This window comes from Terrabacter sp. 2TAF16, from assembly GCF_052115065.1.
GTDB lineage: Bacteria > Actinomycetota > Actinomycetes > Actinomycetales > Dermatophilaceae > Terrabacter.
Genome location: NZ_JBFRFZ010000009.1, coordinates 33,141 through 59,518, shown reverse-complemented (window position 1 = coordinate 59,518; position 26,378 = coordinate 33,141). Strand labels below are relative to the sequence as shown.

The following is a 26,378-nucleotide window of genomic DNA, read 5'->3' as shown; positions in this document are numbered from 1 at the left end:
GCGTAGGGTGGCCGCATGCGCTTCGTCCACCTCGGTCTCGACCCCGACTTCGTCGACTACGAGCAGGCGTGGCAGGTCCAGCGCGACACCCACGCGAAGGTCGTCGCGGGCGAGGAGCCCGACACCGTCTACCTTCTCGAGCACCGCGTCGTCTACACCGCGGGCAAGCGCACCGAGCCGCAGGAGCGCCCCAACGACGGCACGCCCGTCATCGACGTCGACCGCGGCGGCAAGATCACCTGGCACGGTCCGGGCCAGATCACCGGCTACCCGATCGTCCGGCTCCCCGCGCCCATCGACGTCGTCGGCTACGTCCGGCACATCGAGGAGATGATGATCCGCGTCTGCGCCGACTTCGGCGTCGAGGCCGGTCGCGTCGAGGGCGAGAGCGGCACGTGGATCGCCGCCGACGACCGCGGCCCGCGCCGCAAGATCGGTGCCATCGGCATCCGGGTCAGCCGCCAGGTCGCCATGCACGGCTTCGCCCTCAACTGCAACCCCGACCTGTCGTGGGGCGAGGTCATCATCCCGTGCGGCATCGTCGGTGCCGGGGTCACGTCCCTGTCGTTCGAGCTCGGGCGCGACGTGCCGGTCACCGAGGTGCTCCCCAACGTCGAGAAGCACCTCGCCGACATCCTCCCGGCTCTCCGGCCGAACCGCCGCGCGCTCGCCTGACCCGTCCGGGCCGAACCGGCCCGTCCCGGCGTCTCCCGGCCCGGCCCGAGACCGTATGCCGTGTCGTGCCCGGCGGGTCCGCGCGCGGTCCGTCGGGCCCACCCCTAGGGTGTCGACCACCAACCGGTCGAACCAGGGGGATCGATGGACGTCGCCGTCCGCACCGTCAACCTACGCAAGACGTACCTGAGCCGAGGGTCGAGACGCGTCGCCGTCACCGGCTTGTCGATGGCCGTGCCCCTCGGGGGCGTTCACGGCTTCCTGGGGCCGAACGGCTCCGGCAAGACGACGACGATCCGGATGCTGCTCGGCCTCGTGCGCGCCGACTCCGGCACCGCCGAGGTCTTCGGCGAGGCGGTGCCCAAGCGGCTGCCGCACGTCGTCGACCGGGTCGGGGCGATCGTCGAGTCACCGAAGTTCTTCCCGGCGTTCACCGCCCGCCAGAACCTCACCCTGCTCGCGAGCGCGATCGGCAGCCCACGCCACCGCGTCGACGAGGTCCTCGAGGCGACGCACCTCGGCGACCGCGGTCGCGACCGGTACTCCGGCTTCTCGCTCGGCATGAAGCAGCGCCTCGCCATCGCGGCGACGCTGCTCAAGGACCCCGACCTGCTCATCTTCGACGAGCCCACCAACGGACTCGACCCCGCCGGGATCCGCGAGGTGCGCGACACGATGCGGACGCTCGGCGAACAGGGCAAGACGGTGCTCGTCAGCTCGCACATCCTCGCCGAGGTCGAGCAGGTCGCCGACACGGTCTCGATCATCGGGCACGGGTCGCTGCTCGCCGAGGGGCGCGTCAGCGACATCCTCGGCGGCGCGGGCGCCGGCACCGCGCAGGTGCGGGTCGGAGTCGCCTCCCCGGACCGAGCCGCCGAGGTGCTGACCGCCGACGGCTTCACCCTGACCCGCGACGACGCCTACCTCGTCGTCGGGACCGACGACCCGTCTGCCGTCACCCGGTCGCTCGCCGGGCACGGCCTCTACGTCGCCGAGCTCGTGCCGGTGCGCCCGGACCTCGAGTCCGCCTTCCTCGCCCTCACCGCCGACGAGGGCCTCGGCACCGACGCCGACCGGGCTGCGGGCGGACGACGGAGCGGTGGTGCTGCATGAGCAGCACGCTCGTCTCCCCCGACTCCCGCCCCCGCGCCGACCGGCGGCCGAAGGGCACGTCGTTCGCCGGACTCGTCGGCGTCGAGCTGCGCCGTCTGTGGTGGCGCCGCCTGACCAAGGTGGTCGTGGCCGCCGTCGTCGTCTTCATCGGCGCGACGGTCTACAACGCCTACAACGAGAGCTCGCCCGAGCGCATCGCCCAGCAGCTCGACAGCTACCGGATCATGCAGCAGGAGGCACCGCGCATGGTCGAGGAGTGCCACAAGCAGGAGGCCATCGAGCGCGACCGCAGCGGTGACCCGACGCTCGACTTCGGATGCGACCAGCAGGGCCAGGCCCCGACGCTCGAGCAGATGGGCCTCGCGCTCCCCCTGGCCGACACGATCACGGAGGGCATCGCCAAGACCATCGCCCTGCTGCTCGCCTTCGTGGCACTGCTCCTCGGAGCGAGCTTCGTCGGGGCCGAGTTCTCCACCGGCTCGATGGGCCTGTGGCTCACCTTCCAGCCCCGCCGACTGCGCGTCGCCGCCAGCAAGCTCACGGCGGCAGCTGCCGGCGGCGTCGCCATCGCCGTCCTGGGCCTGGTCCTGGCCAACCTCGGTGCCCGCATGGTCGCCGTCGTCAACCGACCCGGATCGGACCTCAAGCTGCCTCCAGCGCCGGCCCTCGAGGAGCCACTCGCGGTGCTCGGCCTGCGCATCGTCGCGCTGGCACTGGGCGCCGGAGTCGTCGGGGCGGCGCTCGGGCTGCTCCTGCGGCACACGGCCGCGATCATCGGGGCCGTGCTCGGCTTCGCCGTGGTCGTCGAGGGCATCGTCATGCAGGCGTTCCTGCAGGGTCGGCTCCAGCCGTGGTCGGTCCTGAAGAACATCGAGGCGTTCATCGACCGGGGCACCACGTACCTCGCGGAGTCCTGCGGGCCCTCGTCGTGCGACTACACCGAGCGGACCCTCAGCTACACGCACGGCTGGGTCTTCCTGCTCGTCGTCGCCCTTGCGGTCGTGCTCGCGGGGGTCGCCGCCTTCCGGCGCCGCGACGTCACCTGACGCACGGGCGCGCCTGCCCCCGGACCCGGCCACCCGGCATACGCCCTCGTCGAGGGTGGTCCGGGACGGTCCGTGGGAAGGCGTAACCTGTGCGGAGCAGCAAATCCCGACCAAGGAGCCCGTGTGTCTGTCGTTCCCGACGGCCGTCGTCTGCTGCGCGTCGAGGCGCGCAACGCCGAGACCCCCATCGAGCGCAAGCCGTCCTGGATCAGGACCACCGCGAAGATGGGGCCCGAGTACACCGCTCTGCACTCGATGGTGAAGTCCGAGGGCCTGCACACGGTGTGCCAGGAAGCCGCCTGTCCCAACATCTTCGAGTGCTGGGAGGACAAGGAGGCCACCTTCCTCATCGGAGGTGACGTCTGCACCCGGCGCTGCGACTTCTGCGACATCGCGACGGGTCGCCCGACCACCCTCGACCTCGACGAGCCGCGACGCGTGGCCGAGTCGGTCGCTCAGATGGGCCTGCGCTACTCGACGGTGACCGGTGTCGCCCGCGACGACCAGCCCGACGGCGCCGCTGGCCTCTACGCCGAGACGATCCGCCAGATCCACCTGCTCAACCCCAACACCGGCGTCGAGATCCTCCCGCCCGACTTCGGCGCCAAGCCCGAGCTCGTCGGTCAGGTCTTCGACGCCCGGCCCGAGGTCTTCGCGCACAACCTCGAGACGGTGCCGCGCATCTTCAGGCGGATCCGTCCCGCCTTCACCTACGAGAAGTCGCTGGGCGTCCTGAGCATGGCGCGTGAGGCCGAGCTCGTCACGAAGAGCAACCTCATCCTCGGCATGGGCGAGACCGACACCGAGATCGAGGAGGCCATCCGCGACCTGCACGACGCCGGCTGCGACATCCTCACGATCACGCAGTACCTCCGGCCCTCGAAGCTGCACCACCCGATCGACCGGTGGGTCAAGCCCGAGGAGTTCGTCCACTGGTCAGAGGTCGCCGAGGAGATGGGCTTCAAGGGCGTCATGGCGGGTCCGCTCGTGCGTTCGTCGTACCGCGCCGGGCGTCYCTGGGCCACCGCGATGCGCAAGTGGGGACGCGAGATCCCCGCTCACCTGTCGCACCTGGCCGAGGCCGCCGGCTCCCCCGCCCGCCAGGAGGCGGCGTCGTTGGTGGCCCGCGCCCAGAGCGCCGTATCCTGAGCACCATGGCACGCAACAAGGACGGCGACGCGAGCAGCGCGCCCCAGGAGAAGAAGCAGGGACGACTGTCCCAGATCCGTGACGTCTACCGGGTCTCCAAGCAGGCTGACCCGCTCATCGGCTGGTTCATGCTGCTGTCGTTCCTCGTCGTCTTCGGGGTGCTGCTCGTCATCGGCTTCCTCGTCAAGCTGCCGTGGATCTTCGGCATCTTCGGGGTGCTCTTCGGCGTCCTCGCCGCGACGATCATCATGAGCCGCCGGGCCGAGCGGGCCGCCTACAGCCAGATCGAGGGCCAGGCCGGTGCCGCCGGCGCGGCGCTCACCTCGATCCGTCGCGGTTGGTACACCGACCGTGAGCCCGTCGCCGCCGACGTGGCGCGTCCCGGCGACATCAACTCCGCCGCCATGGTCTACCGCGCGCTGGGCCGCCCCGGCGTCGTCCTCGTCGGCGAGGGCCCCACGAGCCGCGTCCAGAAGCTGCTCGCCACCGAGAAGAAGCGTGTCGAGCGGGTCGCCCCCGGTGTCCCCGTCACGACGATGCGCGTCGGCTCGGGCGAGAACGAGGTCCCGCTGCCCAAGCTCGCGAGCAAGGTCCAGCGCCTCAAGCCGCAGATCACCAAGGACGAGATGGCGCTCGTCAACAAGCGCCTCAAGGCCCTCGGTGGCCTGCGCGCTCCGCTCCCGCCCGGGCCGGTTCCTGGGGAACCGGCCCTTCCGCATACTCCGTCGTCTCGGGGCGCGTCCTCGCGTCAGCGGGTTCGGACGATGACGGTGTTGGGCACCTTGTCGTGCAGTCCCCGGCCGTCGCGGTCCCAGACCACGGCGGGCAGGAAGAGGCACAGCAGGACGGTGCGGGCGATCGCCTGGAGCGGCAGGACGCGGTCGCCGACCAGCGAGCGCACCTGCAGGCCCATGATCCGGTGACCGATCGTGAAGCCCACTGTGCCGACGAGCACGAGGTGCACGACGCCGAACACGGCGAGCACGACGAAACCCTGGGCCCCGGACGCCGGCGGCTGCGAGAACGGCAGCGGCACGCCGAAGAGGCCCCGGGCGATCAACGAGGCGATGGTCCAGTCGACGAGCACGCCCGCGAACCGGATGCCGAAGCCGGCCACCGAGCCGGGTCCACTCGGCGGCAGGCCGAGGTCGCGACCTCGGTACTGCCCCTCGGCGTTCGTACGCGCCCGCGGGCCCTCGAGCCACGAGCCGAAATCCTTGCGGTCCACCACGGGTCCAGCGTAACGAGACACGGCTCGGGCTCTTTGCCCGGGCCTGTCCATCCGTAACACCCGTGAAACATGAGGGTCATTGCCGAGAAATCGGCAGTCGATAGTGTCGACACCGACAGCACGAGGCCGTCCCTCGATCCCTGCCGCTCCGCGGAGCCCAGGACCGGGCGACGACCTCGCCCCACATCAGGAGGTTGGATGTTCAGCTCAGCTGACGAGGTCCTCACGTTCATCAAGGACGAGGACGTCAAGTTCGTCGACATTCGGTTCTGCGATCTGCCCGGTGTCATGCAGCACTTCAACGTGCCGGCTGAGTCGGTCGACGAGGACTTCTTCACCGTTGGTCAGATGTTCGACGGGTCCTCGATCCGCGGCTTCCAGGCGATCCACGAGTCCGACATGAAGCTCGTGCCCGACCCCGCCACGGCCTTCATCGACCCGTACCGCGCCGAGAAGACGCTGGTCATGAACTTCTCGATCCTCGACCCCTTCACGGACGAGCGCTACAGCCGCGACCCGCGCAACATCGCGAGCAAGGCCGAGGAGTACCTCAAGTCCACCGGCATCGCCGACACCGCCTACTTCGGTGCCGAGGCCGAGTTCTACATCTTCGACGACGTCCGCTTCGAGACCAAGCAGAACGCGTCGTACTACTACCTCGACTCCATCGAGGCCGCGTGGAACACCGGTCGTGTCGAGGAGGGCGGCAACAAGGGCTACAAGACCCGCTACAAGGGTGGCTACTTCCCCGTCTCCCCCGTCGACCACTTCGCCGACTTCCGTGACAAGATCTGCCTCGACCTCAAGGAGGTCGGTCTCAACGTCGAGCGCAGCCACCACGAGGTCGGCACCGCGGGCCAGATGGAGATCAACTACCGCTTCAACACGCTGCTCCACTCCGGCGACGACCTCATGAAGTTCAAGTACGTCGTCAAGAACTCCGCGTGGAAGCAGGGCCACACCGCGACCTTCATGCCGAAGCCGCTCTTCGGTGACAACGGCTCTGGCATGCACACGCACCAGTCGCTCTGGAAGGACGGCGAGCCCCTCTTCTACGACGAGCGTGGCTACGGCGGTCTGTCCGACCTCGCGCGCTGGTACATCGGCGGCCTGCTCAAGCACGCCCCGTCGCTGCTCGCCTTCACGAACCCGACGGTGAACTCGTACCACCGCCTGGTCCCCGGCTACGAGGCCCCGGTCAACCTCGTCTACTCCGCCCGCAACCGCTCGGCCTGCGTCCGCATCCCGATCACGGGGACGTCGCCGAAGGCCAAGCGCATCGAGTTCCGCGTTCCCGACCCGTCGGCGAACCCGTACCTCTGCTTCGCCGCCCAGCTCATGGCCGGCCTCGACGGCATCAAGAACCGCATCGAGCCGCCGGAGCCGGTCGACAAGGACCTCTACGAGCTGCCGCCCGAGGAGCACGCCGCGATCCAGCAGGTGCCCGGCTCGCTCCCCGAGGTGCTCGACGCGCTCGAGGCCGACCACGAGTACCTCCTCGAGGGCGACGTGTTCACGCAGGACCTCATCGAGGCCTGGGTCGAGTACAAGCGCAAGAACGAGGTGGACCCGATCCGCTTCCGTCCGCACCCGCACGAGTTCGAGATGTACTTCGACATCTGAGTGACCTCACACGCCCGGCGTGTGTGGAGAGGCCTTCGTGGTGCCCGACGTGGCTCTCGCGGAGGCCTCTCCGCATGTCGTGGGACGCGCCTCCGATCCCGCCACGTGCCCCGAGACCTCCGGTGGTGGTGGCCGACTCGAAGCTCATCACGGCTCATCACGGCTCATCAGGGCGCCCACGCCCAGCAAGCCCATAGGATCGCGCTTGAACGTGCTGATGCGACAGCACAGGCTGGGCTCACGTCCCCTACGACTGCTTCGGCGGGGCCAGCCCAGCCGCACCTGCATCGAGAGGACGCCATGGTCGGGGGCTTCGGCAGGACAACGGTGCCTCGCCCCCTCCCCCGCCCGTCGATTCCAGCAAGGCAGCTCGTCTCGGCGATGTGGGTACTGGTCTCTCTTGTCACCATCTCGCTCTCCGTCGTTCGCTTCCGCGCCGTGGACCTCACCGTCGTCGGGACGGATCTGGGCTACTTTCTTGACGCGGCACGGGACGCCGTGTCTGGGGGCAGCGTCTACGAGGGCCCCTTCTACGTCTACTCGCCTCTCGTCGCGTGGTTCCTCCGCCCTCTCGCATGGTCTCCGGACGCCTTCGCCTGGTGGACTGTCCTGGGCATCGTCGCCTGTCTCGTCGCCGTGGCAGCGACCGTCTGGGCGCTGGCTCCGACGTTGTCGTCGTGGGAGCGTCCGCTGGTGGCGCTGGTCGGCGTCCTGACTGCCCTCGGGGACTCAGGCCTCGGGGTCGAGCTCGCTCTCGGCCAGACGGACACGATTGTCCTCGCCGTGACGGCTGTCGCATTGCTCCTCTACCGACGCGGACGACCGGGACTGTCCGGAGCCGTGTTGGCGCTGGCGGCGCTCGTCAAGACCTGGCCCGTGGTCTTCGTGATGTGGCTCCTGCGTGCCGGCGCCAGAGGCCGAGCCAGATCGCTGCTTGGCTACCTCGGGCTGCTCACCGGTTGTGCCCTGCTGGTGGCGCTCGTCACCGGCCCCGGTGAGGTCGTGCGGTGGATCGAGCGCACCCACGCCATGAGCGACCAGAAGTTCATCGTCTGGTCCGCGTGGGGCGTGGGGACTGAACTGTTCACCGACCGGGGCAACTTCATCCCGATCGTCGTGTCGACCGACCTCGCGCGAGCGACCGACGTCGCGCTCGCCGCGCTCGTGATTGCTGCCCTCGTCCTCGTCCTCCGCAGACCTGCTGAGTCCGCGCTCTCCCTCTGGCACATCGTGATGGGTGCGGTGCTCCTGCTCCCGGTTTCGCACGACCAGTACCGCGTTCTCTTCCTGCCGTTGATCTGGGTGTGGTTCGCGTCCGCCTTGCGGACCAGGGGAGACGTTCCAGCAGTCGCAGCGTTCTTCGTGATGATGCTGCGCTGGGCGATGCCGTGGCTGCTCGCCCCGCTCGGTGTCGACGACCGTTGGAAGTTCCTCGCGATCATGCTGACCGACATCACCGCTCTGTGCGTATCGGTCGTGGTCGCAGCCTGGTTCATGCATCGCGGCGGTCCTGCTGCGCAGGTGGCACCCGCGACGAGACACGCGAAGAACGAACGTCCGGCCGCCTGACGGCGAGGGCGACGTCTACACGCAGGACCTCTTCGAGGCCTGGGTCGAGCACAAGCGCAAGAACGAGGTGGACCGGTCCGCTTCCGTCCGCACCCGCACGAGCTCGAGATGTACGTCGACATCTGAGCCGTCCCGGCAGCACCCGCCGATCGCCCTGTGGGAGAGGCACTCTCGGAACGCGGGTCCCTACGGGGACCCGAGTTTCCCGTGCTCAGGTCGCCCACATCACCGGCGGTCGATGCTCCCCGGCTCGTGACCCAGGGCGCACAGGGACAGCAGGGTGACGTCGAGGTCGCCCAGCCGGGCCAGGACGGCGTGCAGCCGGGAATGGTCGAGGACAGGACCGCAGAGGGTCGTCGTCCCGTCGTCGTGACAGGTGATCGCCAGGCCGCCGAGCCACCCCGACCAGTGGCCGTCGAGGTGCCCCTCGACCCGGATCTCGTAGACGACGGTCCGGTCGGTCACGACGACAGACCCGTGGCCGCGACGGACGGACGTCCGCCCCGTCGGGTGGTGGGGGCGGGCGCCGTGCGGCGGATGACCCACTCGGCCACGGCGAGGTTGATGACCCACCCGGCGGCCTTGGCGAGGTCGCCCTTCGCCCCACCGGTGCCGAACAGGGCGCCGCCGATGCCCTCGGTGAACATCTGCGTCCCGGCGGCGAGCGCGATGGCGTACGCGCGGATCATCCAGGCTCGGTGATGCGGCACGTCGCCGCGGCGGATGGCCGTGATCCCGAGGACCAGGCACGCGACCATGGCCGACCCGAAGGCCAGCCTGAGGACGTACAGCAGGTCGCCCGTGCCCGGCTTCGCGGCATACAGCAGGGTCATCCACAACGCCGACCCGGCAACGAGCACGCCCACGCCGGTGACGACGCGACCGGCGCGGCGGTGCCAGGCGGGGTGCCGGCGCCGGAGGCCGGGCACGAGCTGGAGGGCCCCGACGACGGCGTAGACGGCGGCCCCCACGACGTGGAGGACGAGCGGGGCCGGCGCGTCGGCGAAGCGGCGGTCCGCCGGGACGACCTGGGCGACGCCCCCGAGCTGGGCCAGCCGCAGGGCGCCGGCCGCGAGCGGGACGGCCGACAGGGCGATCATCGCCACCGGACCGCCCCAGCCGGCGGACCTCGCCCGCCGGCCGGGCCGGCGCCGGGCGATCCGGCGCCGGCCCACCACGTCGTCGGTCATCGGACGGCGCTGGCAACGGCGGGCACGGCTGCGTCGGACGAGCTCGCGTCGGCAGACGTGGTGGCGGTGGATGTCTGGGTCGCGTTGCGCCACAGGGAGACTCCGAGGCCGATGAGGGCGACCCCGGTCGGGACGGCCATCGGCCGCTCGAACGAGTGGGGCAGGACGGACAGCAGCACGGTGGCGCCGCAGCCGACGGCGAGCAGGGCGGCCGCCCAGCGAGCCAGGACCCGTGCCCGGAACAGGGCGACGCCGAGGGTGACCCCTCCGCCGACGTACGCGACGGCCGAGACGAGGAACACGCCCTGCATGAGCCCGATGTCGCCGACGGGGTGCCCTCCGCTCGCGGCGACGAGCACATCGTCGACGTAGCGGGGCGCCGTGTCCGCCAGGGTCGGCAGGACGTATGCCGCCACGAACGCGACGCTGCCCATGACGAGGAAACCGACCGCTGAGAGGACCCAGCCGACGAGGCCGAGCCAGCCCGTCTGCCGCACCTGGCGCAGGTACATCCCGGTGACGCCGCCGAGCGCGAGGGCGCTGAGGACCACCTTCACGGTGTTGCGCAGGACCCACTCGGTGCTCCCGACGGAGGACACGTCCATGGCTGGGTGGTTGACCTGGACCCCGATGAAGAGGAGTCCGGCGACCGCGGCGGCACCGCCGGCGGCACGGGTGAGGCTGGTGGTCGTGATGGTCATGTCGGGCTCCCGGTGACTGGGGCCGGACGGCGTGTCCGGCGATGTCCACGACGCTAGGGACGCCGAGGGTGAGCCCACATCACCTGATCGGGTGACCGAGGTGGTGACCTAGAGCAGGCCGGACGCGTGCGCCCGGGAGACCGCCGCTCGGCGCGTGGAGACGTCGAGCTTGGTGAAGATGTGCTTGGTGTGCGTGCGCAGCGTGTTGACCGAGACGAACAGTCGCGCCGCGATCTCGGGGCCGCTGAGATCGGTGGCGAGCAGGCGCAGCACCTCGAGCTCGCGGCTGCTGAGCCCCGACTGGAGGCCCGGATGGAGGCCCGGTCGGAGGCCCGAGTCCGGCTCCGCGGGAGCATCCGTGTCACTGTCGGCCGCCGACGCGGCCAGGTGGACCAGGTCGAGCAGCGCCGGCGACGCATCGACCCCAGCAGCCCGGGTGGACCGGAGCAGCTCCTGCAGCGCCGGGCCTTCGTCGAGGAAGAGCCGGACGTAGCCGGCAGGGACACCACGACTCACGGCGCGGTCGAGGTCCGCCACGGCGCGGTCGAGGTCACCGGACACGTGGTGGGCGAGCGCACGGACGAGCAGCGCCTCGACGACCGTGCCGTCGCGTCGTGCCAGCTCGCCCGCGGCGAGCACGCGCGTCGCCACATCGACAGCACTCCCGCCCGCACCCCGCCTCGGGTCGGGTTCGCCGGCCGAGCCCGAGCTCGGCTGGGCGGCGCGGGTCTGCGCAACGAGCAGTCGGGCGAGCGTGAGCTGGTCGAACTCCGCGAGGTAGGAGGGCTCGTCCATGCAGGTGACGCCGCAGGCACGGACCCAGCTCTCGGCCTCCGGCAGTCGGCCCTGGGCGACCCGGAGCCGCGCGATCTCGGCGGCGATGGGACGCACGTCGGGGAAGAAGCCGGCCACGTAGAGCGGCTCGGCCTGCTGCAGCATCGCCACCGCGCCGTCGAGGTCCCCGCGCGCCCGGAGCAGACCGGCCATCGTCGTGAACCACCGGTGCCGGTTCTCGGGCAGGGATGCCCTCTCGCCGAGGTCACGCGCGACCTCGAGGTGGTGCTGTGCCGCGTCGAGCTCACCGTGCTCGCGAAGCACCTCGGCCAGGCCGACGTGCACGTCACCCACCGTCGCCGGCAGCCGACCGAGGTGTCGCGCCGCGGTCTCGAGCGCGTCCTCGTAGAGCCGACGCGCCTCGTCAGGACGACCTCTCGCCACCCACATGGCGCCGAGCACGACGACGGCGCCGAGCTCGTCGGCCAGCGCTCCAGCCGCAGCGAGGCTGCGCCGCGCCTCGCTGAAGGTGTCGACGGCGGTGACGAGGTCGCCGGCCGCCCACGCCGCAAGGCCGAGGAAGCCGAAGGCTCCGGCTCGGGCGAGGTGGTCGCGATCGCCCGACAGCTCGAGAGCCCGCCGCGCGTGCGCGACCGTGCCCGCGACGTCGCCGCGGGCCTGGGCGACCGAGGCCCGGTAGATCTCGATCGTCGCCGGTACGCTCCTGCGCTCCTCGTCGCGGGCCCGCTCGGCCTCGGCGAGGGCTGAGGCCGGGATCGGTTCCCGCCCGTGGCCACCGGTCTGGTCGGCTTGGCCGGCCTCGGCAGCATCGAGCCAGGCCTCGACGCCGTCGAGGTCACCGACGGACAGCCGCGACCACGCCCGTGCGGTCGCGAGCAGGGGTCGACGACCGACGACGTCGTCGGGCAGCGCCGTGAGCCACTGCAGCAGGGTCCGGTCCTGGCGGCGCCGGCGCAGCTCCGGCAGTGCCAGCTCCAGCAGCTCCGCGGCCTGCTCGGCGTCGCCGCCTGCGATCGCGTGCCGGATGGCGTCGGCCACGAGCCCCTGGCCGGCGTACCACGTACTGGCCGTCCGGTGCTGCCCTGCGGTCTCGCCGGGTCGCTCGGTGGCGAGACCCGCGCGCAGGGAGTCGGCGAACAGGTGGTGGTAGCGGTACCACTGCCGGTGGTCGTCGAGCGGCACGACGAAGACGTTGCCGCGTTCGAGCAGCTCGAGCGAACGCTGGCCGTCCTCACGCCCGGTCAGCGCATCGCATAACGGCGCGGTGAGGGCGTCGAGCACCGCCGTGTCGAGCAGGAAGGAGCGCAAGTCGTCGGGCAGCCCGGCCAGCACCTCCTCGACGAGGTAGTCGAGGACCAGCCGGTGGCTGCCGCTGAAGGCGTCGACGAAGGCGTCCATGTCCTCGGGGTCGGTGCGTCCCCGGGCCGAGAGGGCCGCGAGCTGCAGGCCGGCCGCCCATCCCTCGGTCCGCGCCTCGAGCCGGGTGACGTGCCGTCGCTGGAGGTCGAGCCCCATGACGTCATGGAAGAAGTCCCGCGCCTCCTCGGGCGTGAAGCGGAGGTCAGCAGCACGCAGCTCGAGGACCTCGCCGCGGGCGCGCAGCCGCGACAGCCGCAGTGGAGGGTCGGCGCGCGTGGTGATGGCCAGGGTGGCCCGGTGCGGCAGCCGGTCGACGAGCGACGTCACCAGAGCGTGCACGTCCGGGTCGGTGATGACGTGGTAGTCGTCGAGCACGATCACGGTCCGGGCGGTGTCGGAGAGGGCGGCGACGATCTCGATCAGCGGCTCGTCGTCCGTCCCGACATGGCCCGGATCCTCCGGCGCCGACGGTGTGGAGGTCACGTCGCCGGACGACGCGGCAGCGAGAGCCGCGCCGAGGTGGGCCAGGAACCGGAACGGGTCGTCGTCGCCGCCGTCGAGGGAGAGCCAGGCGACCCTCCCGGCGAAGCCACCCCCAGACCCGTCCGGACCATCGGCGTCCTGCTGGGCGAGCCACTGGGCCATGAGGGTGGTCTTGCCGAATCCGGCTGGGGCACATACGAGCACGAGCCTGGGGAGTGATGCCCCGGGCAGGTCGAGCCGGTCGGTCAGACGTCGGCGCGGAACGAGGGGCCGACGGGCCCTCGGGACGTGCAGCTTCGTGCCCAGCACCGGCATGTCACCACCCTAGGCGCGCGGGCCGGGCGACACGGAGCCCGCGCCGGGCGTACGCGTCGCGGTCAGACCCTGGACAGGGTGTCGTCTCGGGTGGGCCTCACGGGTACGACCCAGTACATGACCGACGACTCTCCCGACCTCGAGCGCTTCGTCCGCGCCCAGGATGCGGGCGGCACCTACGCCAGCGCCCTGACCGAGCTGCGGGCCGGCACCAAACGCGGTCACTGGATGTGGTTCGTCCTTCCCCAGGTCAGCGGGCTCGGCAGGAGCGAGACCGCCCGGACGTATGCCGTGTCGGGTCTTCGCGAGGCGCGCGCCTACCTGCGCCACCCGATCCTCGGACCTCGGCTGCGCGAGTGCGCGGACGCGCTCGATGCCCTCGACACCGACGACCCCGTGCGCGTGCTGGGTCCTGTCGACGCGACGAAGCTGCGCTCGTCGATGACTCTTTTCGAGCTGGCGGCCCGCGATCCGGAGGACGCCGCGCCCTTCGCTCGCGTGCTCGATCACTTCTTCGAAGGCCGCCGCGACGAGGCGACGACGGGGATCCTCGGCTCGTGAACGACGACGTCGAGGCCCGCGTCGCCACGCACGAGACCGGCCCTGAGCCGGCACCCGGGGCCAGCGGGCGCGCACCGGCCACCGAGCCCGACCCGCGGCGCTGGAAGGCCCTGTGGGTGTGCCTCGTGGCCGGCTTCATGACCCTCCTCGACGTCAGCATCGTCAACGTCGCCCTCCCCTCGATCCAGTCCGGGGTGCACGCCACGCCCAGCGACCTGCAGTGGGTCGTCTCGGGCTACGCCCTCGCGTTCGGCCTGACGCTCGTCCCCGCAGGACGCCTCGGTGACGTCCTCGGCCGGCGCACCGTGTTCGTCGTCGGCGTCGTCCTCTTCGGGCTCGCGAGCCTCGCCTGCGGGATCGCCCCGAACAGCACCCTGCTCATCGTCTTCAGGCTGGTCCAGGGTGCGGCCGGCGGCATCCTCAACCCGCAGGTCTCGGGCCTGATCCAGCAGCTGTTCCGTGGCGACGAGCGTGGCCGCGCCTTCGGCCTGCTCGGCGCGACCATCGGCATCTCGACGGCCGTGGGTCCCGTCGTCGGCGGGGTCATCCTCGACGGTCTGGGCGAGCAGAGCGGCTGGCGGTGGATCTTCTTCGTCAACCTGCCGATCGCCGTGGCAGCGGTGCTGCTCGCCATGCGCTGGCTGCCCGATCCCCCGCCTCGCGACCCCCAGCGGCATGTCGACGCCGACCCGCTCGGCATCGTGCTGCTCGGCGCCGGCGTGCTCGGCGTCCTGCTGCCCGTCGTCGAGACGGGGCGTGGCGGCGCGGGCGTCCCGTGGTGGGTGGCCCTCGTCGGCGCGGCCCTCCTCGTCGCCTTCCTCTGGTGGGAGCGCACGTACACCCGGCGCGGCCGGAGCCCTCTCGTCGACCTGGCCCTCTTCCACGTGCCTGGCTACGCCTCTGGTGCAGCGGTCGGCAGCATCTACTTCGGTGGCTTCACCGGCATCTTCTTCGTGCTGACGATCTTCTTCCAGCAGCAGCTGGGCTACTCTCCCCTGCTCGCGGGGCTGGCCGTCACCCCCTTCGCCGCCGGGTCGGCCGTGACCTCCGCGATCGGCGGGCGCCTCGTCAGCCGATTCGGGCGCTCGCTCGTGACCGGTGGGCTCACCGTGGTGCTCGTGGGTCTCGTCGCGGTGGACGTCGTCACCAGTGCAGTCCACGACACCTCGCTCGGCTGGTGGCTCGCCGGCCCCCTGCTCGTCGCGGGCCTCGGCAGCGGTCTGGTCATCTCCCCCAACATCACGCTCACGGTCGCCCGGGTCCCGGTCGATCGAGCCGGCACCGCAGGAGGGCTCCTCCAGACCGGGCAGCGCATCGGCACCGCAGCCGGGATCGCCCTCGTCGGGGCCGTCTTCTACGCGGACGCCGGCGCCGGCGGCGCGCTCGACGCGTCGACCGCACTCCGCGTCGCTGCCGCTCTCGTCGCAGTCGCGCTGCTCGCCAGCGCCCTCGACCTGCGTGGGCGCCGGCGACGCGCACGCACGGAGACCCACCCCGGACGATAGGACCCGCCCTCGGACTCCGGCCCCGTCCGACCCGCCCGGGCGACCTCGACCGGCGACCTCAGCCGGCGACCTCAGCCGGCGCTTTACATCGCCAGACGGACGTACGTCTCGTGATCGACACGGCGTGTTGCGTCAGCGACTATTCGCGTTGACTCGGTAGTAATCGGACAAATGGGTTAAATTGTCACACCCGCGTTCGCAGGTTCCCTGACGGCCTCTCTCCACGCGCACGGGATCACAACCCAACACCCCTCGCGCCCTGCCACCCTGCCTCGGCCCGGGTGGATCCCACCGATCCCCGTCTCGGAGACCCACCATGAAACACCCCGTCCTTCCTCGACGCCTGCGGGCGCTCGGTCTGCTCGTGGCAGCCGTCGCGTCGCTCGCCATCGTGTCCACCGTGGCCCCGTTGGCCACGGCCGGCGGCGGCGCCGTCGCGGTGCCCCCGACCCCGGCCGGCCTCCCGGTCGCGATCGAGGGCCTGTCGCCCTACGTCCCCCCGACCGGCTGCGACCTGCGCACCCGGACCGGCTCCGCGAAGCTCGCCAAGCTGATCCAGGTGACCTACGGCAACACGTACGGCCTCTCGCGCACCTGCACGTCGGCGACGACGCCCTCCTCGGAACACTTCGACGGACGCGCCATCGACACCTTCTTCAACGTGCGCAACGCCACCGAGCGCGCCGAGGCCAGTGCCGTGCTGACGTGGCTGCTCGCCTACGACAAGGCCGGCAACCGCTACGCCAACGCGCGACGCCTCGGCGTCATGTACATCATCTGGAACGACAAGATGTGGAGCTCCTACCGCCCGGCGGAGGGATGGCGCCCGTACAGCACCTGCGCCGACACGCCCTCCTCGGCGTACGACACCGCTTGTCACCGCAACCACATCCACCTCAGCCTCTCGTGGGAGGGCGCGAACGGTCGAACCTCCTTCTGGACCAAGACGGTCGCCCCGGTCGACTGGGGCCCCTGCCGCCCTGCCGACCTCAACTGGTCCGAGGGTCAGGCAGCCCCCAACCCGAAGCGCTGCACCAGCTACCCCGTCGTCAAGGCTCCGGCCGGAGCGAGCACCCTGCTCAAACAGCTCGTCCCGCGCTCGGGCATGGTCCTGCGTCCCGGCATGTCGGGACCTGCCGTGACCACGCTGCAGAATGCCATCGGAGTGTCACCGGCGACCGGGACCTTCGCCTCCGTGACGACGAGTCGCCTCAAGACGTGGCAGACCACGCACGGACTCGGGGCCACGGGCATCGCCTACCCGTCGACGTGGCGGGCACTGCTCGCCGCCAACGGCATGCGCTGACGCGATGGCCCGCGTTTTGCGGGCAGCTCGCCGGACCTGCTCCGGTGCTGACGTCCTCTCGCGTCGCTCAGGCGGCGCGGGAGGACGTCGTCGCGTAGGCGGAGTCGACGGCCGAGCGGACCCGGCTGTGGGGCCACGTCGCGGCGATGAGGGCGACGAGGGCCAGACACACGCCGGCACAGATGGTGACGGCGAGGTAGGCGCTCGAGTGCTGTCCGACCCAGCCGGCCGCGAGGTAGGACAGGCCCGCGGCCGCGATCGAGACCGACCCGGCCAGGCTGAAGATGCGACCCCGCAGGGCCGGCTCGGTCACGAGGGCGAACGTCGCCTGCAGGGGCACCATGAAGGCCTGCATCATCCCGGACACGAAGAACAGGGCCGCGACGAGCCAGATCGGTGGCTCGACGGCGATCAGCAGGAGCGGGATCGGCATGGCCAGGGCCAGCGGCACGATGGAACGGTTCTGCTGGTGCACGTCGCGCCGCCCGATGAGGACGATGCCGACGACGGCCCCCACGATCGGGGAGGCCATGAGGACACCGCCCCAACCGTTCTGGCCGGCGATCGGCAGGGCCAGTGCCTCGGGCGCGACGATACCGAGGCAGGCGACGGCGCTCAGCGTCACGAGTCGTGCGAGGACCGGGTGCCTGGCCAGGTCGCCCGCGGCGGTCGTCAGGTCGCGCGTGAAGCCACGCAGACCACGGCCCCGCTCGCCCGACACGGGCCGCAGCTCGACGACGAAGAGGGTCACGAGTGCCGCGGCGACGAACGTCAGCAGGTCGAAGAGCAGCCCCGTCTGGGGACCGACGAGCACGATGAGGCCGCCGCCGAGGGCCAGTCCGATCGCCTGGTTGAACTGCTCGGACATCGCCCCCAGTCCCACGGCCCGCGCGTAGAGATGCCGGTCCTCGAAGAGGTCGGTCACGAGCACCATGTAGGAGGCGGTCGACGCCCCGCCGACGAGCTCGAGCCCGAAGAGCACGAGGAACATGAGCCAGTAGTTCGCCCCCTGAAGGACGAGCCACATGAGACCCAGCACGCACGCGGCCCGCAGCAGGTGCGACCAGATGAGGACCCACTTGTAGGGGAACCGGTCGACGACCGGTCCGATGAGGCTGCGCCCGAAGAAGGTGGGCACGAGGCTGACCGCGAGCGTCGTGGCGGTCGCGAGCGGCGACTTGGTGCGCTCGTAGACGACGGCAGCGATCGTGACGCGCGCGATGTAGTCGCCCCACATCGACAGGGCGTTGGCCAGGAACACCGGCAGGTACCGCGGAACGCGGAGGACGGCGGCGTACGTCGGCGCGCTCTCGCCCTGCCCCTGGCTCGGATTCACGTGACGACGCTACCCCGAGGTGGGGTGTCGTAAAAGTTGAAATCAGTGGCGTGCCTGGAGCGTCGCGCGACCCGGCGCCACAGCTCGGCGAGCGCCGCTCCCTCGCCCGCTGACCGACCCATGATCCGGCCGATCCCGTCGAGGTCACGCAAGTCCGACGGGACGCTGTCGATGGGTCTCCCCCGCCACAGGACGCCCGCGTTGCGCATCAGTGCTCCGAGACGCCAGGCCTCGCGCAGCGCCTTGACGTCGTCGGTCGCGACGAACCCCTCGGACTCGAGCGCCGCCAGCCCCGCCATGGTGCCGGTGACCCGCAGCCCCGGGTGCGCGTGGGCGTGCTCGAGCTGGTGCAGCTGGACGACCCACTCGACGTCGGTGATGCCACCACGGCCCAGCTTGATGTGGGTGCGCGGGTCGGCCCCGCGCGGCAGGCGTTCGCTCTCGACCCTCGCCTTGAGGGTCCGGATGTCACGCACCTGGCTGTCGCTGATGCCGCCCTCCGGCCAGCGCAGCGGGTCGATGAGCTCGAGGAAGGCGTCGGCGAGGGACGACGGGCCGGCGATCGGGGTGGCCCGCAGCAGCGCCTGGAACTCCCACGTGAGCGCCCAGCGCTCGTAGTAGGTGCGGAACGAGTCGACGCTGCGCACGAGCGGTCCGCCCTTGCCCTCGGGGCGCAGGTCGGCGTCGAGCCCGAGCCCCGGGTCGGGACCCGAGCCGGAGAGGAGCTTGCGCAGCTCCTGCACGACCATCGTCGCGCGAGCCTGGGCGTCCTTCTCCGACGACCCGGGGTGCGGCTGGTGCACGAACATGACGTCGGCGTCGCTGGCGTAGCCGAGCTCCCGCCCGCCGAGGCTGCCCATCGCCACGACGAGGATGTCGCCGCCGACGGGCTCACCCTCGCGCCGCTCGACCTCACGGATGGACGCCTCGAGGGCGACCTGGATCGTCGAACCGGTGAGGTCGGTCAGGGCCACCCCGACGCCGGGAAGGTCGATGACGCCGACGAGGTCACCCATGACGATGCGGAGCAGCTCGTGGCGGCGGATGGCGCGCACCGCGCCCACCGCGTCGGCGGCCGAGTCGCGCCGTCCGGCCGCGGACTGCATCGTCGCCGTGATCGCCTCACGCGTGCGCGGCGTCAGGCCGTTGTCGTCCCCGAGGATCGAGACGCTCTCGGGCGAGCGCACGAGCAGGTCCGCGGCATACCGGCTGCGCGCCAGGCAGTGCGCGAGGCGGTCGGCGGCGCGGCCCTCGTCACGGAGCATCTTGAGGTACCAGTGCGTCGAGCCGAGCTCGTCGGAGACCCGGCGGAAGGACAGCAGCCCGGCGTCGGGGTCGGCCTCGTCGGCGAACCAGCCGAGCATGACCGGGAGCAGCGTGCGCTGGATCGCCGCGCGACGGCTGACGCCCGTCGTCAGCGCCTCGATGTGGCGCAGGGCGCCTGCCGGGTCGCGGAAGCCGAGGGCGAGGAGGCGCTGGCGGGCCGCCTCGGGGCTCAGACGTGCCTCGGTCGGGCTCAGCTTCGCGGCGGCTGCGAGCAGCGGCCGGTAGAAGAGTCGTTCGTGGAGCCGGCGCACCTCGCGGGCCGAGGCCTGACGGTCGGCCACGACCGCCCGCTCCGGGTGCGTCCGGTGTCCCATGGCACGACCCAGCCGGCGCAGGTCGGCCTCGGTCACCGGCATGAGGTGCGTGCGCCGGAGGCGGTGGAGCTGGATGCGGTGCTCGAGGCAGCGCAGGTGGCGGTAGGCGCGGTCGAGGATCGCGGCGTCGTCGCGGCCGACGTAGCCTCCGCGGGCCAGCGCCGCCAGCGCCTCGAGGGTCGTCGCGGACCGCAGGCTCGGGTCGGTGCGGCCGTGCACGAGCTGGAGCAGCTGGACGCTGAACTCGACGTCGCGCAGACCCCCCGGCCCGAGCTTGAGCTGGCGCGCCGCCTCGTTGGCGGGCACGTGCTGCTCGACCCGGCGGCGCATCGCCTGGACGTCCTCGACGAACTTGTCCCGCCCGGCCGCCTCCCACACCATCGGTGAGATCTCCGCCTTGTAGCGCAGCCCGATCTCCTTGTCCCCCGCCGAGACCCAGGCCTTGAGCAGCGCCTGGAACTCCCACGTCTTGGCCCAGCGCTCGTAGTACGCCTTGTGGCTGCTGATGCTCCGCACGAGCGGCCCCTGCTTGCCCTCGGGGCGCAGTGCGGCGTCGACGGGCCACAGGCTGCCCTCGGGCGTGGGGGTCGAGCACGCGCGCATGACGGCCGTCGCGAGCGCCGTGCCGACTCGCAGCGCGAGGTCCTCGTCGGCGCCCTCGGCCGGCTCGGCGACGAAGATGACGTCGACGTCGCTGACGTAGTTGAGCTCACCACCGCCCGTCTTGCCCATCCCGATGACGGCGAGACGGCATACCTCGTGGCCCGCGCCGTACTCCTCCCGTGCGATGACGAGGGCGGCCTCGAGGGCCGCCTCGGCCAGCTCGGCGAGGGCCTCGCCGACGGCGGGCATCTCGGCGAGCGGGTCTGAGGCCGTGACGTCGAGGGCGGCGATCCGCAACAGCCCCCGGCGGTACGCGATGCGCAGGGCGTCGAGCGGCGTGAGCTCCCCCCGCTCGTCGGTCACCGCGCGCACGAGGTCGCTGCGCACCTGCTCACCCGGGCGTCGCTCGGCACGCGCGGCGTCGACCCAGTGCTCGGGGTGCCGGACCAGCTCGTCGACGAGGGCCGTCGAGGCACCGAGCACCCCGAGGACACGCTCGCGCCCGACGCCCGGGGCCGCGAGCTCGGCCGCGAAAGCGGAGATGCCCCAGTCGGGCGGGTCCCCGAGACGGGCGAGGGACTCCGCGACCCGCACCAGCCCGAGCAGGCACTGGTCGGGGTCCGCGGTGTCACCCATGACGGCGGCCAGGGGGTCGAGCTGGCCGTCCTCGACAGCCGCGCGGATCGGCAGCAGCGCGCGGTCGTCGATGAGCCCGACCGCGCGGTCGGGGTCGGCGAACCCGAGCCGGGCGAGGGCCCCCTCGGTCGTGCTGGTGCGTGATGACATCGGTGTCGAATCGCTCGGTGGTCGTCGGTCCCAGGAGAGACGGGTCCGGTCAGAGCCGCGGCAGGTAGCGGTCGAGCTCGAAGCGGCTGACCTCGTGACGGTAGTCGAGCCACTCCTGGCGCTTGTTGCGCAGGAAGAAGTCGAAGACGTGCTCGCCGAGGACGTCGGCGACGAGCTCGCTCTCCTCCATGACCTCGAGCGCCCGACCGAGCGAGGACGGCAACGGCTTGATGCCCATGGCCCGGCGCTCGGAATCGGTGAGGCTCCAGACGTCGTCCTCGGTCTCGGGCGGAAGCTCGTAGCCCTCCTCGATGCCCTTGAGGCCGGCGCCGAGCAGGACGGCGAAGGCGAGGTAGGGGTTGCAGGCCGCGTCGAGCGAGCGGACCTCGACGCGCGTCGACTGTCCCTTGTTCGGCTTGTGCATCGGCACGCGGACGAGCGCCGAGCGGTTGTTGTGACCCCACGTGAGGTGGGCCGGGGCTTCTCCCCCGCCCCAGAGACGCTTGTACGAGTTGACCCACTGGTTCGTCACGGCGGCGATCTCGGCGCCGTGGCGCAGCAGGCCCGCGATGAACTGCCGACCCACCTTGCTCAGCTGGTAGGGCGCGCCGGCCTCGAAGAAGGCGTTGGAGTCGCCCTCGAAGAGCGAGAGGTGCGTGTGCATCCCGGACCCGGGGTGCTCGGAGAACGGCTTGGGCATGAAGGTCGCGTAGATCCCCTGCGTCAGGGCGACCTCCTTGACGACCGTCCGGAAGGTCTGGATGTTGTCGGCCGTGCTGAGCGCGTCGGCATAGCGAAGATCGATCTCGTTCTGGCCGGGCGCCCCCTCGTGGTGGCTGAACTCGACCGAGATACCCATGTTCTCGAGCATCGTGATGGCGGCGCGACGGAAGTCGTGGCCGGTGCCGTGCGGCACGTGGTCGAAGTAGCCGGCGTCGTCGACGGGGACGGGTCGACCGTCGGGACCACGTCCCTGCTCGAGGAGGAAGAACTCGATCTCGGGGTGGGTGTAGAAGGTGAAACCGAGGTCTGCGGCCTTGCCGAGGGCCCGCTGGAGCACGTGCCGCGGGTCGGCGAAGCTCGGTGTGCCGTCAGGCAGCTGGAGGTCGCAGAACATGCGTGCCGTGCCGGGCGGGTCACCGCGCCAGGGCAGGATCTGGAACGTCGACGGGTCGGGCTTGGCCAGCATGTCGGCCTCGTAGACGCGAGCGAATCCCTCGATCGCCGAACCGTCGAAGCCGATGCCCTCGGCGAAAGCCCCCTCGAGCTCGGCCGGCGCGACCGCAACCGACTTCAGGGTTCCGAGGACGTCCGTGAACCACAGACGGACGAACCGGATGTCTCGCTCTTCGATCGTGCGCAGCACGAACTCTTCCTGACGGTTCATGTGTCGATCCTGCCGCATGGCTGTTTCACGGATGTTGCGAGACACGATCTTTGGGACGAGAGCCCTGTCGTATGCCGCCGGGCGGGCACGCGAAGGGCCCCCGGGACGCGTCCCGGGGGCCCTTCGGACTCATGACCTCGCGGTCACCGGAGGAGTCACTTGAACTTGACCATGACCTGGAGCTCGTTGCCGCCGTCACGCGTCTTCGTCACGGTCATCGTCGTGCCCGAGCCGGCCACCTTGGTGGACGCCCACGGGTTGGCCGAGGACCAGTAGCGGTTGACGTCCGAGTCGTCGAACGTCGGGATCGCCGGCGACGACGGGACCGTGGTCGGGACGCCGTTGCGGTGGAGGGTCACCGCGTCGGTGGCCTCCTGACCGAAGGTGGCGTCGAACGGCTGGCGACGGTTGCCCATCATCGTCTTGGTGCCGTCGGCGTTGTTGAGCATGACCGGCGCCGGACGGGCATCGACCGGGAGCACCTCGCCGGCACCCGGGTGAGCCGACGTGTTGTTGTCGGTGTACTCACCGTTGGCGAACCAGACGAGCATGCCGTTCTGGTAGGGGAAACGCTCCACCCAGTCGGGCTTCGTGTTGCCCCAGCCGAAGTTGTACGGGCCGGTCTTCAGCGTCGCGTCGTAACCGCTGTAGGTGCGGTTCTCGGCGAAGTAGAAGTCCTGGACCTGCCTGGAGGTGGTGCCGTCCATGATCGAGAAGCCCTTGGCGACCCACGAGCCGGCCCCGGCCTCGACGTCGTCGACCGGGCCCGTGACCCCGTCGGTGGTGACGGCGATGTCGTCGACGAAGGCCTCGCTCGACACGCCACCATCGGTGGCGACGCGGAAGCGGAACTGGATGCTCTGACCCTTGTAGGCCGACAGGTCCCACGTCTTCTGGGCCCACGCGAACTTGCCGTTGACGGGCGCGCCTGCGTCCTTCCACGTCGCGCCGTTGTCGGTCGACACCTCGCCGTAGAGGTAGTCGTAGTCCTTCTCGAGGTTGCCCTGGACCCAGGCGCTGAGGGACGCCGAGGTCTTGGCACCCGTCAGGTCGACCGTGCGGGTCAGCGTCGTGTTGAGGTTGTCACCGAAGCCGCTCCACCACTCGGCCTTGCCGGAGTGGGGTGTGTTGCGGTCGGCCTTGACGGTGCGCTCGGGCAGCGGCACGACGAGGGCCTGGGCAGAGCCGGTCTTCGTGGCCAGGTCGGCCTGGCTCAGCTTGACCGAGGTGTTCTCACCGAACGGGACGGTCTTGTGGTCGAGCCAGCCGAGCTGCAGCTTCTCCCACGGGCCCATGTAGCCGGGCGTCGTGCCGATCGAGTCGGTGCCGTGGTTGAGCCACGAGCCGCCACTCATCAGGGTCCAGAAGGCGGTGCCGTTGTCGCCGCCCGCGGTGTCGTAGAGGTCGGGCAGGCCGAGGTCGTGGCCGAACTCGTGCGAGAAGACGCCGAGACCGCCGTTCTCGGGCTCGGTCGTGTAGTCGCCGATCCACATGCCCGAGTTGCCCAGCTGGACGCCGCCGAGCTTGTTGTTCTCAGGACCCGTCTTGCCGGCGTTCGTCGAGTACGCGTACCAGCGGTGCGACCAGATGGCGTCCTCACCCTGTGCGCCGCCACCGGCCTCCTCGCCCTCACCCGCGTGAATGGCCTGGAAGTGGTCGATGTAGCCGTCGGGCTCGTTGAAGTTGCCGTCGCCGTCGTAGTCGTAGCGGTCGACCTTGTCGAACTGCGCGAGGTAGGCCTTGATGTCGGCGTCCGACTTGCCCTGGGCCTTCTGGTCGTCGTACCAGGCGGTGGCCGTGTCGCCGATGAAAGGCCAGTAGACCTGCGAGTCGGAGAACTTGTTCGAACCGTAGCGCGACTCGTTGTAGGGGACCTTGACCCAGTCGGACACGTCGCCCTTGGCGAGGAAGCGGCCGTTGGACTGCTTGAGGTAGAAGTCGCGGAACGACTCGCCGTCGCCGAACATCATCTGCTGGTAGTGCTCGCGGTTGAAGTCGGAGAGCCAGTAGGTCGAGTTGTCGTCGGTCTTGTTGCCGTCCCAGTTGCGGTCGGGCTGCGCGATCTGGTTGTGCAGGGGGCCGGCGGTGCCGCCGGTCGAGGGATGCACCTTGTCGCCGAACTCGACGAGGATCGTGAAGATGTCCTCTTCGCGGTTCACCGGGTAGTTGACGTACTTGGACTTGCCCGCCTTGCCGTTCTTGGCCGTGGTCTTGACCTCGATGACACGGTTGCCGTTGATGGTCTTGGTCGTCGCCTCGCCCTTGAGCAGCTTGGTGACGGCAGCCTTGGTCTCCGCGGCCTGAGCCTCGGCAAGGGGGTTCGGCAGGTTGTCGGGGCGAGAGGCCTGGGCCGCAGCGGGGTCACCGCTCGCCGGGGCCTTGGCAACCGGGGTTGCCTGAGCCTGCATCGGGGCGGTGAGGCCGGTGACGACGAGCGCCCCCACGGCCAATCCCGAGACAGCACTCCAGTGGCGCTTGTTCACGATCTGTCCTCCTGGTCACGAGGCGCCGCATATCGGGCGCCTCGCGTATAAGAACACAGAAAACAGACAATCTGGCGCTCAGTGCCAGCGGAATCGAAAAAACTTGTGCTGCAAAGCAGTTCGTCGCAAAGAACGTAAAATCTTCGTAAAGAGACGGGCGTCCACCCTTCCCAGACCACCCCGGTATCGGATAGAGAAGCCCATCTGTCACAGAGGTATCCGTGAAACCGGCCACCGGCCACCGGGGCGATGCCTCGAGGCGCCGATATGCTCCGGCCATGAGCACTGACGCCCCCGAGGAGCAGAGTCCCTACGGTTCCGGGAGCCGTGCCCAGGATTCTTCCGCGGCCGCGAGCGCCGCTCCGTCCCCACGGAAGGTGCGCATCCCCCACCTGCACGCCCTCAAGGCGGAGGGACGCCGCTGGGCCATGCTCACGGCATACGACATGTATGCCGCCCAGATCTTCGACGAGGCCGGGATCCCCGTGCTGCTCGTCGGCGACTCGGCGGGCAACAACGTCTACGGCTACGAGACGACCGTGCCCGTGACGCTCGACGAGATGATCCCGCTCGTCCGCGCCGTGTCGACGGCCGCCCGCCGGGCGCTCGTCGTCGCCGACCTGCCGTTCGGCTCCTACGGCGGGTCGGTCGAGCAGGGCTTCGCGAGTGCCGTGCGGCTCATGAAGGAAGGGCTCGCCCACGCCGTCAAGCTCGAGGGCGGCACGGCCATGGTCCCGCTCGTCAAGACCCTCACCGACGCCGGCATCCCCGTCATGGCGCACGTCGGCTTCACGCCGCAGAGCGAGCACCAGCTCGGCGGCTACCGCGTGCAGGGTCGCGGCGACGCCGCCGACGCCCTCGTCGACGAGGCGCGAGCCCTGCAGGACGCCGGCGCCTTCGCCGTCGTCCTCGAGATGGTCCCGGCGCCCGTCGCGGAGCGGGTCACCGAGGTCCTGAGCATCCCGACCATCGGCATCGGCGCCGGCAGCGGCACCGACGCCCAGGTGCTCGTGTGGAGCGACTTCGCGGGCCTGCGCAGTGGCAAGGCCCCGCGCTTCGTCAAGAAGTACGCCGACCTGCGCGGCACGCTGCTCGACGCCGCTCGGGCGTATGCCGCCGACGTCGAGTCGGGTGCCTTCCCCGACGCCGAGCACTCCTTCGAGTCCTGAGACGCCGCCGCCCGACCGGTCGGACCGGTCGGGCGGGGTACTGGCTGTGGGTTGAGAGAGGTCAGGCGTCGCTGTCGCCGGCCGCGGACGAGCCGCCGCGCTGGTTCCAGTCGCGGTCCTCGGAGTCCCACTGCTCGGTCTTCTTGTGGGCGGTGTCGAGGGCCGCCTGGGCCTCCGCCTCGGTGGCGTACGGGCCGAGGACCTGCTCACCCCGGCTGCGGTTCTCGTCGGTCTCGACCCGACCCGTGTCGACGTTGTACCAGAAGCTCACGTGCGCACTCCTTCTCTCTTCGGACTCTTCCGACTTGTCATCCGGCTCGAGCGGGTCCGCCTCGTGAACGCCCCTCGTGGAC

20 protein-coding genes and 1 pseudogene are annotated in these 26,378 nt (G+C 70.7%); 11 read left to right on the top strand and 10 right to left on the bottom strand.

All coding sequences use genetic code 11. The features are described from left to right. Window positions 1–15 precede the first annotated feature (15 nt). From lipB to AB4Z14_RS14940, 5 genes and pseudogenes are all read left to right on the top strand, one after another. The gene (gene lipB, locus AB4Z14_RS14960; protein ID WP_442275878.1) at window positions 16–675 is read left to right on the top strand and encodes a lipoyl(octanoyl) transferase LipB; all 660 of its coding nucleotides are present in this window, start codon (window positions 16–18) and stop codon (window positions 673–675) included. Window positions 676–819: 144 nt separating this feature from the next. Further along, the gene (locus tag AB4Z14_RS14955) at window positions 820–1,788 is read left to right on the top strand and encodes an ABC transporter ATP-binding protein (protein WP_442275877.1); all 969 of its coding nucleotides are present in this window, start codon (window positions 820–822) and stop codon (window positions 1,786–1,788) included. Continuing rightward, complete coding sequence (locus tag AB4Z14_RS14950; protein WP_442275876.1) at window positions 1,785–2,834, top strand: ABC transporter permease subunit; 1,050 nt, start codon at window positions 1,785–1,787, stop codon at window positions 2,832–2,834. Before AB4Z14_RS14955 ends, AB4Z14_RS14950 begins: the two co-directional genes overlap by 4 nt. A gap of 123 nt (window positions 2,835–2,957) precedes the next feature. Continuing rightward, window positions 2,958–3,983, top strand: coding sequence for a lipoyl synthase (gene lipA, locus AB4Z14_RS14945; RefSeq protein ID WP_442275875.1), 1,026 nt, complete (start codon window positions 2,958–2,960; stop codon window positions 3,981–3,983). Between the two features lie 5 nt (window positions 3,984–3,988). After that, a pseudogene (locus AB4Z14_RS14940) lies at window positions 3,989–4,675 on the top strand (DUF4191 domain-containing protein); the annotation flags it as partial. Window positions 4,676–4,731: 56 nt separating this feature from the next. Here the strand turns inward: AB4Z14_RS14940 and AB4Z14_RS14935 are convergent. Then, the gene (locus AB4Z14_RS14935) at window positions 4,732–5,214 is read right to left on the bottom strand and encodes an RDD family protein (RefSeq protein ID WP_442275874.1); all 483 of its coding nucleotides are present in this window, start codon (window positions 5,212–5,214) and stop codon (window positions 4,732–4,734) included. Window positions 5,215–5,412: 198 nt separating this feature from the next. On the opposite strand from AB4Z14_RS14935, the gene glnA (AB4Z14_RS14930) reads away from it, so the two are divergent. Both glnA (AB4Z14_RS14930) and AB4Z14_RS14925 read left to right on the top strand, forming a co-directional pair. Then, window positions 5,413–6,837 carry a type I glutamate--ammonia ligase gene (gene glnA / locus AB4Z14_RS14930; RefSeq protein ID WP_442275873.1) on the top strand — a complete coding sequence of 475 codons (1,425 nt, stop codon included), beginning with the start codon at window positions 5,413–5,415 and terminating at the stop codon, window positions 6,835–6,837. 105 nt (window positions 6,838–6,942) lie between these two features. Then, window positions 6,943–8,406, top strand: coding sequence for a glycosyltransferase family 87 protein (locus AB4Z14_RS14925; RefSeq protein ID WP_442275872.1), 1,464 nt, complete (start codon window positions 6,943–6,945; stop codon window positions 8,404–8,406). Between the two features lie 225 nt (window positions 8,407–8,631). Here the strand turns inward: AB4Z14_RS14925 and AB4Z14_RS14920 are convergent, their stop codons facing one another. The 4 genes from AB4Z14_RS14920 to AB4Z14_RS14905 form a co-directional block, all read right to left on the bottom strand. After that, on the bottom strand, window positions 8,632–8,871 hold the full coding sequence (locus tag AB4Z14_RS14920; RefSeq protein ID WP_442275871.1) for a hypothetical protein: 240 nt from the start codon (window positions 8,869–8,871) through the stop codon (window positions 8,632–8,634). Continuing rightward, the gene (locus tag AB4Z14_RS14915; RefSeq protein ID WP_442275870.1) at window positions 8,868–9,596 is read right to left on the bottom strand and encodes a DUF2306 domain-containing protein; all 729 of its coding nucleotides are present in this window, start codon (window positions 9,594–9,596) and stop codon (window positions 8,868–8,870) included. The genes AB4Z14_RS14920 and AB4Z14_RS14915 overlap by 4 nt, the downstream gene beginning before the upstream one ends. Further along, complete coding sequence (locus tag AB4Z14_RS14910; RefSeq protein ID WP_442275869.1) at window positions 9,593–10,297, bottom strand: hypothetical protein; 705 nt, start codon at window positions 10,295–10,297, stop codon at window positions 9,593–9,595. Before AB4Z14_RS14910 ends, AB4Z14_RS14915 begins: the two co-directional genes overlap by 4 nt. Window positions 10,298–10,405: 108 nt before the next feature. Beyond that, window positions 10,406–13,249: a LuxR C-terminal-related transcriptional regulator gene (locus AB4Z14_RS14905; protein ID WP_442275868.1), complete on the bottom strand. Its 2,844-nt coding sequence runs from the start codon at window positions 13,247–13,249 to the stop codon at window positions 10,406–10,408. A 117-nt stretch (window positions 13,250–13,366) separates the two neighbouring features. Between AB4Z14_RS14905 and AB4Z14_RS14900 the strand changes: the two genes are divergently transcribed. From AB4Z14_RS14900 to AB4Z14_RS14890, 3 genes are all read left to right on the top strand, one after another. Beyond that, on the top strand, window positions 13,367–13,810 hold the full coding sequence (locus AB4Z14_RS14900; protein ID WP_442275867.1) for a DUF1810 domain-containing protein: 444 nt from the start codon (window positions 13,367–13,369) through the stop codon (window positions 13,808–13,810). Beyond that, window positions 13,807–15,315 (top strand): MFS transporter, encoded by a 1,509-nt coding sequence (locus tag AB4Z14_RS14895; RefSeq protein WP_442275866.1) that lies wholly within the window; start codon window positions 13,807–13,809, stop codon window positions 15,313–15,315. Before AB4Z14_RS14900 ends, AB4Z14_RS14895 begins: the two co-directional genes overlap by 4 nt. Before the next feature lie 316 nt (window positions 15,316–15,631). Next, the gene (locus tag AB4Z14_RS14890; RefSeq protein WP_442275865.1) at window positions 15,632–16,621 is read left to right on the top strand and encodes a peptidoglycan-binding domain-containing protein; all 990 of its coding nucleotides are present in this window, start codon (window positions 15,632–15,634) and stop codon (window positions 16,619–16,621) included. Window positions 16,622–16,688: 67 nt separating this feature from the next. Here the strand turns inward: AB4Z14_RS14890 and AB4Z14_RS14885 are convergent, their stop codons facing one another. From AB4Z14_RS14885 to AB4Z14_RS14870, 4 genes are all read right to left on the bottom strand, one after another. Next, a complete protein-coding gene (locus AB4Z14_RS14885; RefSeq protein ID WP_442275864.1) occupies window positions 16,689–17,957 on the bottom strand; it encodes an MFS transporter in 1,269 nt (422 codons plus the stop codon). After that, entirely contained in the window at window positions 17,954–20,986 is a 3,033-nt protein-coding gene (locus tag AB4Z14_RS14880; protein WP_442275863.1) for a bifunctional [glutamine synthetase] adenylyltransferase/[glutamine synthetase]-adenylyl-L-tyrosine phosphorylase, read from the bottom strand. Before AB4Z14_RS14880 ends, AB4Z14_RS14885 begins: the two co-directional genes overlap by 4 nt. A 49-nt stretch (window positions 20,987–21,035) precedes the next feature. Continuing rightward, entirely contained in the window at window positions 21,036–22,373 is a 1,338-nt protein-coding gene (glnA, locus tag AB4Z14_RS14875) for a type I glutamate--ammonia ligase (protein WP_056758289.1), read from the bottom strand. Window positions 22,374–22,528: 155 nt separating this feature from the next. Continuing rightward, on the bottom strand, window positions 22,529–24,856 hold the full coding sequence (locus tag AB4Z14_RS14870; RefSeq protein ID WP_442275862.1) for an immune inhibitor A domain-containing protein: 2,328 nt from the start codon (window positions 24,854–24,856) through the stop codon (window positions 22,529–22,531). Window positions 24,857–25,134: 278 nt separating this feature from the next. Between AB4Z14_RS14870 and panB the strand changes: the two genes are divergently transcribed. Next, entirely contained in the window at window positions 25,135–26,025 is an 891-nt protein-coding gene (panB, locus tag AB4Z14_RS14865) for a 3-methyl-2-oxobutanoate hydroxymethyltransferase (RefSeq protein WP_442275861.1), read from the top strand. Window positions 26,026–26,086: 61 nt separating this feature from the next. Here the strand turns inward: panB and AB4Z14_RS14860 are convergent, their stop codons facing one another. Beyond that, window positions 26,087–26,296: a hypothetical protein gene (locus AB4Z14_RS14860; RefSeq protein ID WP_056773001.1), complete on the bottom strand. Its 210-nt coding sequence runs from the start codon at window positions 26,294–26,296 to the stop codon at window positions 26,087–26,089. Between the last annotated feature and the right edge of the window lie 82 nt (window positions 26,297–26,378).